The organism is Butyrivibrio sp. XBB1001 (genome assembly GCF_000424505.1).
GTDB lineage: Bacteria > Bacillota > Clostridia > Lachnospirales > Lachnospiraceae > Butyrivibrio.
This window is the reverse complement of the sequence record NZ_AUKA01000003.1, coordinates 315232-328063: the sequence shown is the minus strand read 5'-3', so window position 1 is coordinate 328063 and position 12832 is coordinate 315232. Positions and strand designations below refer to the sequence as shown.

Here is a 12832-nt window from a genome sequence, read left to right as displayed (position 1 = left end):
AGTCGTTTCCAACTGTTATCCCCCAGTATGAGGCAGGTTGCCCACGCGTTACTCACCCGTCCGCCACTAAGATTTAACAAGATTCCGCCGAAGCCTCATCAGCGTTAAATCTCCGTTCGACTTGCATGTGTTAGGCACGCCGCCAGCGTTCATCCTGAGCCAGGATCGAACTCTCACGTTTAAAAGTTTGATCTGGCCAGAACTCAAGCTTGGCTTTTTGTTCTGTCCGTTATTTACTAATTTGTTCTGAATAAATTCTCTTGGAATTTTTCAGGGTTGCATTACTGTTTATTTGTCAAGGTGCTTATAATTATGAGCCTTACTAGTTGCATAAGGCAACGCAGAAGGAGGGATTTGAACCCTCGCGCCGCTATTAACGACCTGCACCCTTTCCAGGGGTGTCTCTTCAACCACTTGAGTACTTCTGCAAAATAGTTGATTAACAATAATTATATTGCTGTATAGCAGCGTGTTCATAATTAAGCGGAGCGAAAGGGATTCGAACCCTTGTGGCGTTGCCGCCAAACGGTTTTCAAGACCGCCTCGTTATGACCGCTTCGATATCGCTCCGAGTGTCTTATTATTAAAATAAGATTCGCTTTCGTGTGAGTGTTTGTGTCGCTCACCGCAGCGCAAGATTTATATTAACAAAGCAAACCTAAAGTGTCAACATGTTTTTTCTATTTTTTTTAAAGTTTTTATAATATTACGCTATTTTAGGCAGAGCTTTTACGCTTATTCAAACCACTTTTTTACCATTAACAGCATCAAAAGCCGCATGGTTGATGCATTCTGCAGCTTTCCCTATTTTGCAAAGAATCTCCAAAATCTTTTACTGAATTTTTTTGTAAATTTCCAATAATCTCTTGATATTTGTCTCTACAGAATACTTCTCAATCACTTTTTTCTGGCCTATTTTCCCCATGGAAAGTGCTTTTTCTTTATCACTCATCGCCATTTCAAGGGCATTCTTTACCGCCTTTTCATCCTTGGGCTTAAATAAAATACCATCAATCCCATCATCTATTATTTCAGGAATACCGCCTACAGCACTGGCTGCAACTACGCAACCATGCAATAGAGCTTCTATTATGGATACAGGAAACCCTTCATAATATGACGGAAGAACCAGTACACCACACTCATCAAGGTACTTGTTCTTTTCCTCGCCATTTATCCATCCAAGGTAAGTCACAAAGTCACTGCAGTTTTCCACTTTTTCTTTATATTCAGAGTCCTCATATATTCCGCCTAAATAAAGATGCGCATCCTTATTGACGCTATATATCTGCTTCATTGCTTCCAAAAGCTCATCAATTCCCTTATCCCGGCATATCCTCCCCAGGAACAGCACCTTATTGTAGTCCTTCTCGCCCTGTACATGGCAATCTGCAACCCTTATACTGTTAGGAAATACTTCTATCTTGTCCGGATCTGTTATCTGTCCAAAGAAATCCTTCCATCCCTTAGTCAGAACCAGCATCACATCGCCCATATCAAGGATTTTTCTCACATAATCTCTTTTTGATGCACTAAGCTGCTCATTGTAATAGGTCTTAAAATCCCCGCCATGCTGATGAAGAACTATTTTCTTGCCATTTTTCCTGGCTCTTTTTATAAAAAAAGATTTTCTCATAAAGCTGGAATCTGAAGAAAAGTGTATATGTACAACGTCGCACCATGATAGTTCTTTTACAAAACGGCAATAAGCAAAGGCAGCCACCAAAAGCTTTCTTAGTTTGCTGCCCTCTTTCATTGTTCCTATGTATTTAAGACTTACTTTCCGATCAAATCCCGCAGCATAAAGCTCATTGACAACTGCAGATATTCCACCGTGAACGCCTCTATCCGGCCCCACCATTAGCACCTTAATCTCTGTGCTCATAAATTTAAATCTCCCAACGTACTAGTAAATGGTATAAATGGCATCACATATTCTTTAAAATAGCCTCTGCTGAGGGAATATCATCTGGCGTCGTTATTTTTATATTTGTATAAGATCCCTCCACCAGTTTGACTTTTTTGTCAGTAAAATACTCCACAACCATGGCGTCATCAGTAATATTGACGCCCCTAGCCATAAGTTCTCCCTCTTCTCTGTCAAGTCGCTGATACAATTCCAGGATCATCTTGTAGGAAAAGACTTGTGGTGTCTGGATGAGCCAGGTATGAGCCCTGTCAGGAGTGCTCTCGGCAAAGCCCTTGTCGTCAGCAATTTTAATAGTATCCTTGACAGGCATACCAACAACACAAGCGCCATACTCCTTTACAGCATGCAATGCCCTTAAGATAATGTCGTCTGTGATAAAAGGCCTTGCACCATCATGGATAAAGGCATACTCACAGTCTGGAGCTGCTGCCATCAGGCCAAGTCGAACACTGTGGTATCTGGCTAGTCCGCCTTCCACAATTGCTGTAACCTTATCGAACCCATACTTTTCCACAATATCTTTTCTGACATAATCCACATCACCGCGGGAAACCACTAGGACTATATCATCGATTATGCTTTCTTCAAAAGCCTTCAAAGAATAATAAATTAGAGGTTTTCCCCCAATCTCCATGTACTGCTTTTTAACATCAGAATTCATCCTGCTGCCGCTTCCTGCAGCAAGTACAATAGCCACAGTTTTCATACAAAACCTCCAACGAATCAATCACATACTTATCATTTCAGATCAGACACTCAATTCCCTCTTCCGTGGAATTTGCGCTCTCTGTCTCCTAGTGGCAGATTCGGTACAGCATTCATATCAAGGCCAAATCTCACGCCCTTTATATACTCGTAATAAGCCGCAGCACCAATCATAGCCGCATTGTCGGTACACAAAACTGGTGATGGCCTATAGAACTGTATCTTATTAGCCTTGCACTCTTTTTCCATAAGTTCTCTAAGTCCAGAGTTAGAAGCAACTCCGCCTGCAATAGCAAGCTTATTGTAGCCATATTCCTTGCAGGCTTTGATAGCATGAGATACCAAAACCTCCACAACTGCCTTCTGAAAAGAAGCTGCTACGTCGGCCTGGTTCAGTTCCTGTCCCTGCATTTTAGCCTGATTTATATAGTTTAGAACTGAAGATTTTAACCCGCTAAAAGAAAAATCGTATTCCGCATCTGGTATCTGAGCCTGTGGGAATGTGAAGGCATCAGGATTTCCTTCCCTGGCGGCCTTATCAATCTTGGGTCCTCCAGGATAGCCAAGGCCAATTGCCCTTGCCACCTTGTCAAAAGCTTCTCCTGCCGCATCATCTCTGGTCTGTCCTATTATCTCGTATTCACCATAATCTTTTACCACAACAAGATGAGAGTGACCGCCAGATACAACAAGGCATACAAAAGGCGGTTCCAAATCCTTATTTTCGATGAAATTAGCGCTGATATGGCCCTCAATATGATGCACACCGATAAGAGGCTTACCTGTGGCAAAAGAAATAGCCTTTGCCTCAGATACTCCCACTAAAAGAGCTCCTACAAGGCCAGGGCCGTAGGTTACTGCAACAGCATCAATATCTTTAAGTGTAAGATGGGCTTCTGAAAGAGCTGCCCTGATACACCCATTCATCTTCTCAACATGCTTTCTGGATGCAATCTCAGGAACAACACCGCCGTAAATAGTATGCAGTGCAATCTGAGACGAAATAATATTTGAAAGAACCTCTCTTCCGTTTTTGACAACTGCAGCTGCAGTTTCATCACAGGAGCTCTCTATAGCGAGAATAAGCACATCTCCTGAGTCCTTGCTGATAGTTCCTGCTCCGTCCTGTTGCTTTTTAGAAGCATTATCCTTGACAGCATCGGAATTGCCGTCCTTTATTGACATAAAGATGACACCGTCATCTTCAACATTTTTATCTATCTTCATTATTATCCCTCTTTAGTCTGCCAACCCAGGATTTTCCACCTGCCATCGCCATCCTGTCTTAATAAAAACTGATATATCGCTGGAATTCCAGCTGTTCCCTGCCTTAAATAAATATAGCAGTCAACTGTGCACGCATTTCTACCGTCTAACTTTCCTTCCATGCCTATACGCTGCACCTGATATACCGACATAGAATAATCATCTTTTTTTCTCTGAGTAACTTCATCCTTGATGGACTTGTTGAAATTGACCTGATTATCAAGAAGTTCACTGTCCATGATACCAGATAAAACATTTATCATCTGATCTGCCTGTTCATCTGAATATGTCTCTTTATACATTGTCTGCATGATCTTGCAATAAAACTCAACCACCATTCTAGGGTCAGCGGGATAATTTTTGTCCAAGTTAGTAGTTGTGATCTCATCAACCACTGTAAGCTTGTAGTTCTCGCTATTGTCGCCACGTTTTCCCCTAGTCAGGACAAAATAGATTCCCAAAATAAAAATAGCTCCAAGCAAAACCAAAACTACTGATTTGATAAGTGCAGACTTTGTACTGTTTTCCATTTCCCCTCTTTTCTGGCAGGTCACCCCTGCGCATCAGTTAACAATACTGTTATTACACATCATTCCTCAAAGCGAAGTTCTACGCTACGTCCGTCCTTGGCTGCAATAGTCTTTGAAAAAATCTTCTTGGCCTCCGGAAGATATTCAGCCGGATTGACCAGCGATGGACTGTAGTGGGTAAGCCACATTTCTTTTACCTTGGCATCCCTTGCCATCCTGGCTGCCTCATAGAAGGTCATATGTTTATACTCTCTGGCCTTGGCCTGTTTGTCTGGCTCGCCATACATTCCTTCACAGATAAAAAGATCTGAATCTGCCGCATTTCGAACAATACTATCCGTAGGTCTTGTGTCAGTGGTATAAGTCAGCTTGATGCCCTTTCTATCGGCCCCCAGCACCATATCTGGCGTAAATACCCTGCCATCCTCAAGAGTGATAGTCTCACCCTTTTGCAGGCTGTTCCAATACTGCCTTTCAATTCCCGCTGCAGTTGCAGCCTCTACATTAAACTTGCCCTGTCTCTTAAGGCTCATACTATAGCCATAACAGGTAATATTATGATTAACCTTAAATGCCGTAATACTAAATCCTGGCATTCCATCAATTTCAAAGGTATCTTCCTCGGTCGTAAGTTCCTTGAATCTTATTTCGAAAGGAAGTTCCGGAGCTATAGTCCTCAGCGCATTTACAACTCTCTCAACCCCCTTTGGCCCAACGATCAAAAGAGGTTCCGTCCTCTCTGCATTTCCCATAGTCAGTAGCATTCCCGGAAGTCCTGAAACGTGATCTGCGTGAAAATGAGTAAAACAAATAACATCAATTGGTTTAGAGCTAATGCCCTTCTTTTTCATAGCAATCTGCGTTGCCTCACCACAATCGATGAGTACGCATTTTCCGTTGTATCTCACCATAAGAGAAGTGAGAAAGCGGTTAGGAAGTGGCATCATCCCGCCAGTTCCAAGTAAACATACATCTATCATAAATTCCTTATTCCTCTGTAAAAAAACTAAATATTACTCTTCCTGTCTACGTTTCCAGTAGATGGCAGCATCTTCCTTGGGTTCATCATAAAAGCCTGGTCTTAGCCCCTCAGACACAAAGCCAAGCCTCTCGTAGAGCTTTATGGCATGTTCATTGCCAGCCCTGACTTCCAAAGTATAGTCCCTGATTCCGATTCCATGGCCTCTTTCCAGAAGCTGCTTCATCATCTTGTAGCCAATGCCCTCGCCTCTGCAGTCTCCTGCTACAGACACATTGGTAACCTCGCCGTCTCCAGAAATATTCTGAACGCCGCACATGCCAACAATCCTTCCGGCTTTCTCAGCCACAAGATAAATCGTGTCATCCCTTGTAAGAGCTGTAGCAAGCTGGTTCTGAGTCCAGGCTTCTTTTCCAAGATTCTCTTTTTCCAAAAGAGCTGCATCTGTAATATCCTCAGCTGTCATCTGCCTGATTCTGACAATTCCAGGGGTCTTACGGGATTCAAGCTTTCTCTTCTCCCTATCTGTAGTCTCACCAGCGCCTTTTTCCCTGGCTTCCCTTTCAGCCTGGGATAGCCTTAGATACTCAGGTGCAAATTCGTCAGAAGAGACCATCCTGCCCTCTTTAGCATACTGCATGGCAAGAGCGCAAAGTGCTGCTCCATTCTGCCTGTTCTGGTGCATAGGAGCAATAGAAAATGGAACCTTCAAAAGTTCCTCAATCTCGTCATGATAAGCTGGAACACCATCTCCCAAAAGAACTACAGGCTTGCCAATTTCATTGATCCTTGCAGCGATATCCTCGATAGATGTGGCAAACTGCTCATGGATCACCTGCATGTCAAAGGTTCTCTCAAGGCTCTTGCCTTCTCTCGTTTTGGGCACGAAGGTATAAAGACCTGTGTACACCTGCTTTCTCTTAGCATCCATCATAGGGCATATTATCTTTTCTACTCCATACAGGTTATACGCAATGGCATCCACTGTAGGAATCGGTATTATCGGTTTATCAAGAGCAAGGGCCAGTCCCTTGGCTGTGGCACTTCCAATACGAAGGCCGGTAAAAGAGCCAGGCCCCTTTGCCACAGCTATAGCATCAATGCTGGACAGATCAAGATGTATCTTCTTGCTGATGTCCTCAAGCATTGGCATTAAAATCTCAGAATGTGTTGTTTTATATTGAACTGAAAACTGGGAAACAAGCATATCGCCATCAGCAATAGCCACAGCTCCCACCAGTCCTGATGTGTCAATTCCTAATATCTTCATAATCTACTCTTTATCTAATAAATTTATTTCTTGGTCATAGTGATCAGACGATAATCAAAACCTTTTTCAAGATTCTTTTCAATGACTATCTCTGTGTAATGTTCTGGCAAAAGTTCCTCTATAAGATTAGCCCACTCCACAAAGCAGATTCCATCTCCATAGAAATAGTCCTCATACCCAATCTCGTCCATTTCGCTCACATCGCCGATCCTGTACACATCAAAATGGTAAAAGGGGATTCGGCCTTCATCATACACCTGCAAAATAGTGAATGTAGGACTGCTGACAGGCCCTTCTATTCCCAGGCCTCTTGCTACTCCCTGGGTAAGCACCGTTTTGCCAACTCCAAGATCACCCACAAGAGTATACACCATTCCAGGCTGAGCATTTTCTCCAATTCTACGACCAATTTCAAAGGTTTCCTGAGCGCTAAACGTCTCATGCTTTGTAACAATATCCATAAAAGCCTCACAAAAACATAATTTCTCTTTTATAGTATATCATAAAAATGGCGCCCCTCCAAAAAGGGCGCCATCTCTAAACTTATTTAGTTTTGAAAATATTTATGCCTCAACAACTTTCTTTTTGGGTACTGCCATCTGGTCAGCCTTAAGAATTGGGCTAAGCTGCTTGTATACAAGGAATGTGATTGCCGAATCAGCAAGTCCCTTAACAAGGTTAAATGGAGCAACTGCAAAGAGACAGAATGTAGTTACATTCGTGATAGCAGGATTGATTGCAGCTCCCATCTGTACAAAAGCATCAATTCCGCTTCCGAACATGATTGCATAAGCAGGAAGAAGGAAAAATGCATTAAGAAGTGCTCCTACAAGTGAAATACAAGCTGTTCCAACAAAGCAGCTGATAAGGGCAGCTTTTCTAGTTTTCTTAAATCTGTAGATGATTGTTGAAGGCAGAATAAATGCAGCTCCTACAACAAAGTTTGCAATCTCACCTACAAATCCGGAAGTTGTTCCCTGAAGAAGGATGTTGAGAGCAACCTTTATAAACTCAATCATTACGCCTACAAGGGGCCCAGCAGCAAATCCGCCTATAAGAGCTGGAATATCACTAAAGTCAAACTTATAAAAGCCTGGCGCAAAGAAAAGTGGAAACTCAAGGAACATAAGAACAAATGCAATAGCTGAAAACACACCAGTTATGGCAATCTTTCTGACGCTTAAAAGTCCTTCTGCATGTCCTGTGAGCTCTTTTTCCTTCTTGCTGGCAATCTTCTCCGCAACGATAGTAATTGCAATAGCGCCTACGATCAAAAGCACCAATGCCAGGAAGGTTGTCCAGTTGTTTCTTACTGTGTCGAATAGTGTCTGTGTCTCGTTCATGTTTTTCTCTCCTTTTCACATCGGGTTGATAAAACTGAGAGATTGGGTTCTCGCACCATTATTTCTGGGCAAAAGAAAAAGCTCCAAGTCAAAAACAAGACCTGGGGCTATTAATCCATAAAACCTTTTCTCATTCTTCTCTCATCCAGACTATACTGTCGGTTTTGGAATTGCACCAAATCAACCGCCTAAGCGGGTCGCGGACTATACCGCCGGTTGGGATTTACACCCTGCCCCGAAGAATCTTTTTTCTAAAACTTATATTAGACTTCTATATATACTGTTGTCAATACTAATTGTATATAATTTAATTTTTCTTTTTATCAAGCATGTTTCATCTTAAACTTCTGGATATCTCTGTCGGAGTCCACCTTCTCAATCTGTCCTCCAAGGTCGCGGATCTTCTGATCAAAATCCTCATAACCTCTCTCAATATACTTGATATCCTCTACTGTAGAATACCCCTCTGCAGTAAGAGCTGCAATTACAAGCGCAGCGCCTGCACGAAGATCAGGAGCAGAAACAGTAGCACCGGTATACTTGTCCACACCCTCTATGATAGCTGTGCTACCCTCAACCTTGATGCTGGCTCCCATTCTGGTAAGCTCATCTACATACTTGAATCTATTTTCAAAAATGCTCTCTGTTACAATACTGATTCCACTGGCAAGTCCCAAAGCTACTGTAATCTGTGGCTGCATATCCGTAGGATATCCTGGATATGGAAGGGTCTTGACATGTGTGTTCTGAAGTCTTCTGGTAGCTACTACTCTAACCGCATCATCAGACTCATGGATCTGACATCCCATCTCAATAAGCTTGGCACTTATTGATTCCAAATGCTTGGGGATAACGTTCTTGACAGTAATGTCACCCTTGGTAGCAGCGGCTGCGAGCATGAATGTTCCAGCCTCAATCTGATCCGGAATGATCGTATACTCTGTTCCATGAAGTCTCTCAACGCCCTTGATCCTGATAACATCAGTTCCAGCGCCCTTGATATTAGCTCCCATACTATTAAGGAAGTTAGCAAAGTCAACTACGTGAGGCTCCTTGGCAGCATTCTCTATTATGGTCTTACCTTCTGCCATCGATGCAGCCATCATGATATTGATAGTAGCTCCTACGCTCACAACATCTAGATAAATATGACTTCCAACAAGTGCATCGGCGCGGGCATCTATTATGCCGTGTCCAATATTGACCTTAGCTCCAAGCGCAGTAAAGCCCTTGATATGCTGGTCAATAGGTCTAAGGCCTATGCTACAGCCTCCTGGAAGAACTACTCCAGCTTGTTTGTATTTACCAAGAAGTGCTCCCAAAAGGTAATAAGAAGCTCTTATTTTCTTAATATCATCGTTATCAAAAATATAATCTTTTATCTGTGAAGCATTTATCTTGACTGAATGTCTGCCAGTCTTCTCAACAAAGGCTCCTGAACTTCTGATAGCCTGGAGCATTGCATTTGTATCTGATTCATCTGGCACATTATCTATATAGACGGTCTCATCTGACATGATAGCAGCGGCCAAAATAGCCAGTGCAGCATTCTTGGCACCGCCAATCTCAACCTCTCCTACAAGGGGATTTCCGCCCTTTATTACATATTTTTCCATGAGCAACCTCTCTGTTGCGTGTACAATCTTCTTAAAACAAACAAATAATATTTATATCACAAACATACAACTTTGTAAAACTACCTCTTAAAAGCATACAACTTATTACGCTTTAATTCAAATAATTAAGAGGGTTCACCTGAGAACCGTTTATAAGGATTTCAAAGTGAAGGTGTGGTCCAGTAGAAACACCAGTATTACCTGAAAGTGCAATCTTCTGCCCCTGTGATACCTTCTGTCCTGTAGAAACAAGTACCTTGGAAAGGTGTCCATATCTTGTTTCCCTTCCATCTGCATGCTTGATATATACACAATAACCGTATCCGCTTCCCCATCCGGCTCTTGTAACTGTTCCCGAAGAAGATGCCACAACAGCGGTTCCTACTGGTGTTGCCCAGTCAACTCCCTTGTGGTAAGTAGAAGCTCCCTTTTTAGGTGCACTTCTTCTTCCAAATCCAGAAGTAAGTCTTCCACCGGAAATTGGCTTGATATAAGTAGGTGGTACAATAGTTCCCCTCTCTACAATCTTGGGAACTGCAGGGTAAGTCACTTCCTCTTTTTCTATCTCTCTGCCATTTTCACTCTTGTCTGTATAGCTTATCAGAGCAACAACCTTACGATGGCCAGCTGATGGCTCCTGCAGGACCTTGGACTGTGTTGTATACCAGCTGTTGTTATCAACATACTCTATCTCAGCCTCATAATCTTCCTCGTAATACTCTTCAACAGTATACACAACAGAGAGCTCAGGCTCAGGGACAGTAACTATAAGTTCATCCTCGGTTCTTATTCTGGTAAACTCATCCTCAAGAGATTCGTTCATATCTATAAGATCCTGAACAGTAAGTCCATACTCAAGAGCAATTGAACTAAGGGTATCTCCTGATTTAACCTCATATATCTGATTGGTTTCTTTATCCTTGGTAACTTCATCTATAGCTTCTGAAAGAGGTGTAAGCTCATCATCTGGCAGATAGCTCTCAACAATCTCAACCTTATCTTCAAAATCTATGGACATAAGGCCAAGCTTGTAATCGCTAAAGTCCTTGTCATAAGCCAGAGGAGTTGCTTCATTAACAATTTCAGAGATAGTTGCAAAAAAACCTGACTCAGGCATACTAGTCTGGGCTATCTCTTCTTCTCTTTTTACCTCTTCCTTACTCTGAACATTCGTAGTAAGGACGTTAACTTCACGACCTGGGTCTAGTACAAGACTCACATCATACTGATCCTCTGTATCATAGTTAGAAAGAGCTGTCTCAAGAAGTTTCATAACTTCATCGATGCTGGCAAGATTAACAGAAAACTCATTGATCTTGATTGAATACGCTCTATTAAGTGTGCTCTTCTTGCTGTCATTTAAAACAGTCTCCATATTAAAGGCCACAACAGAAGGGGACTGAACCGTACCCCATAGTACGTTCTGTCCCTCTACATCAAGATTGGCATTAGCTAGTGTAAGTTCATCTGTGCTGTTGGATATAGATTTCCTGGCCATTCTGAGTGCCTCATAGGCATCATCCCTGGACTCCACCGTTCCAACCTCAACACCATTTAATACAACCCTAAAAATATTATTGCCGCCCTTCTGATATTTAACAAAGCTTGGCATAAAGAGTATCCATGCCACTATAACCACCAGAGTGGAATGCAAAAACCATATTTTGATCTTATTTCTAAAAACTGTATTTCTAAAAATCATAGATAAAATTACTTCCTAAAAATAGTCGTACCTTTAGATAATACCAAGAAAACGAAGAATATTAAATACTAAATCTGCAATTACAAGCAGTATAGTAATAATAGAAAGAGGTAACAGAGCGCTATTCTTGGTCTCAACAGAAACCTGAAGAGTTTCAAGTCTGTTTTGTATATCTTTTATTTCCTCTTTATTTCTGTCCTGGCTCTTCTCTATCACTGCCTGGACATTTCTATATACCTGAACTCCTACGTCGTGGATCTTTGTCTGGTTTTCCTCGAGTTTTTCCTTGTACTGTCTGGTCTCTTCCTTCATCTCCTGAAGCTGAGCCTTGTAGTCCCCTGCATCGCTGCGCATTTCCTCAAGAATTGCTCTATATTCCTCCGACGTGCGTTTCATCTCTTCGAGCTGAGCTTTATACTGCTCTGCTTCCTGCTTTATCCTGGCATTCTCTGCAGCCTCAGCCTGTGAATTGGCCCTGATGATATCCTGTGAGCTAAACTTCTCAGCAAGCTTGTTCATAAAGTTTTCCACTGTACTTCCTCCCAACAATTAAAGAATATCAAACAACACAATCATACATTTATTATGCACTTTTAACAAGTTTGACTTTGTAAAAAGATTTTTATTGTCGCATTTTACTATCTGTTCATTAGTTGTTCATAATTTGTTAATAATTGCATTGTATAGTATTTACATAGCCGTAAGGAATACGGCAACTGACAAACGAAAGATAGATTTTTTCATAATAGGGTAGGTGCGGGCGACCGTATCTACCCACTCCTCATTTTGTACCCTTTTTTATTTTATCCATTTGGCGAATAGCTCAATATTTCCCCTCTGATATCGCCAGAATCTCCTCATTAAGAGACAACATTCTCGCATCCAGATCTGCCACCATCTTGGCACATTCATGAAGTTCTGAATTAATATGCGTTGGCGCTTTCCCCTCAAACTTATACTGTATCTTATGCTCAAGAGAAGCCCAGAAATCCATGGCAACAGTACGTATCTGTATTTCCACCTTAACATTAACAATCCTGTCAGAAAGATAGACAGGAAGCGATACTATCATGTGATAGCTCCTATATCCGCTTGGTTTGGGGTTCATGATGTAGTCCTTGACTGTAAGAACCTGGATATCCTTCTGATTGCTGATCATTTCAGCAATCTTATAGATATCAGAAGTAAAGGAACAGATGATCCTGACGCCAGCAATATCGTTGACGTAACGGACCATGTTCTCGATTGTAGATTCATAACCGTTTCTCTTAAGTTTCTTGACAATACTCTCAGGAGCCTTGAGTCTTGCCTTAGTGTGCTCGATAGGATTATACCTGTGCACCTCCTGAAACTCTTCATTGAGAATCTCTATCTTGGTTGTGATCTGCTTGAGAGCAGAATTATAAAGGAGGTTAACTTCCTCCCAGGTCTTAATATCATCAGAAATCCTGATATTACTTCCAGCAAGATCTAGTTCCATAGTAGTCTCCT

Annotated in this window: 12 protein-coding genes, 2 tRNA genes, 1 rRNA gene and 1 riboswitch; all 15 genes read right to left on the bottom strand. The window is 41.9% G+C overall.

Annotated features, from left to right (window positions below):
- Positions 1–181: ribosomal RNA gene (locus G631_RS0106485) — 16S ribosomal RNA — on the bottom strand; the annotation flags it as partial.
- A 158-nt stretch (positions 182–339) separates the two neighbouring features.
- A tRNA-Ser gene (locus tag G631_RS0106480) sits at positions 340–428 on the bottom strand.
- Positions 429–484: 56 nt separating this feature from the next.
- Positions 485–570: transfer RNA gene (locus G631_RS0106475), tRNA-Ser, on the bottom strand.
- A 262-nt stretch (positions 571–832) separates the two neighbouring features.
- The gene (locus G631_RS0106470; protein WP_026488756.1) at positions 833–1885 is read right to left on the bottom strand and encodes a glycosyltransferase family 4 protein; all 1053 of its coding nucleotides are present in this window, start codon (positions 1883–1885) and stop codon (positions 833–835) included.
- Between the two features lie 43 nt (positions 1886–1928).
- Positions 1929–2636 (bottom strand): 2-C-methyl-D-erythritol 4-phosphate cytidylyltransferase, encoded by a 708-nt coding sequence (gene ispD / locus G631_RS0106465; protein ID WP_026488755.1) that lies wholly within the window; start codon positions 2634–2636, stop codon positions 1929–1931.
- Between the two features lie 50 nt (positions 2637–2686).
- Positions 2687–3862, bottom strand: a complete 1176-nt coding sequence (gene tsaD, locus G631_RS0106460) for a tRNA (adenosine(37)-N6)-threonylcarbamoyltransferase complex transferase subunit TsaD (RefSeq protein WP_242829073.1) — start codon at positions 3860–3862, stop codon at positions 2687–2689.
- 2 nt (positions 3863–3864) lie between these two features.
- On the bottom strand, positions 3865–4431 hold the full coding sequence (locus G631_RS0106455; protein WP_026488753.1) for a DUF6715 family protein: 567 nt from the start codon (positions 4429–4431) through the stop codon (positions 3865–3867).
- Between the two features lie 59 nt (positions 4432–4490).
- Positions 4491–5411, bottom strand: a complete 921-nt coding sequence (locus G631_RS0106450; RefSeq protein ID WP_026488752.1) for a ribonuclease Z — start codon at positions 5409–5411, stop codon at positions 4491–4493.
- A 33-nt stretch (positions 5412–5444) separates the two neighbouring features.
- Positions 5445–6680 (bottom strand): tRNA (adenosine(37)-N6)-threonylcarbamoyltransferase complex dimerization subunit type 1 TsaB, encoded by a 1236-nt coding sequence (gene tsaB / locus G631_RS21110; protein WP_026488751.1) that lies wholly within the window; start codon positions 6678–6680, stop codon positions 5445–5447.
- Positions 6681–6703: 23 nt separating this feature from the next.
- On the bottom strand, positions 6704–7141 hold the full coding sequence (gene tsaE / locus G631_RS0106440; protein ID WP_026488750.1) for a tRNA (adenosine(37)-N6)-threonylcarbamoyltransferase complex ATPase subunit type 1 TsaE: 438 nt from the start codon (positions 7139–7141) through the stop codon (positions 6704–6706).
- A gap of 102 nt (positions 7142–7243) precedes the next feature.
- Entirely contained in the window at positions 7244–8023 is a 780-nt protein-coding gene (locus tag G631_RS0106435; protein ID WP_026488749.1) for an ECF transporter S component, read from the bottom strand.
- A gap of 129 nt (positions 8024–8152) precedes the next feature.
- Positions 8153–8270: riboswitch (FMN riboswitch) on the bottom strand.
- A gap of 76 nt (positions 8271–8346) precedes the next feature.
- A complete protein-coding gene (locus G631_RS0106430; protein WP_026488748.1) occupies positions 8347–9639 on the bottom strand; it encodes a UDP-N-acetylglucosamine 1-carboxyvinyltransferase in 1293 nt (430 codons plus the stop codon).
- Positions 9640–9751: 112 nt separating this feature from the next.
- Positions 9752–11341: a M23 family metallopeptidase gene (locus G631_RS0106425; protein WP_026488747.1), complete on the bottom strand. Its 1590-nt coding sequence runs from the start codon at positions 11339–11341 to the stop codon at positions 9752–9754.
- 33 nt (positions 11342–11374) lie between these two features.
- The gene (locus G631_RS0106420) at positions 11375–11872 is read right to left on the bottom strand and encodes a hypothetical protein (protein ID WP_026488746.1); all 498 of its coding nucleotides are present in this window, start codon (positions 11870–11872) and stop codon (positions 11375–11377) included.
- A 292-nt stretch (positions 11873–12164) separates the two neighbouring features.
- Positions 12165–12821, bottom strand: a complete 657-nt coding sequence (locus G631_RS18315; RefSeq protein ID WP_035789386.1) for a GTP pyrophosphokinase — start codon at positions 12819–12821, stop codon at positions 12165–12167.
- Positions 12822–12832 lie beyond the last annotated feature (11 nt).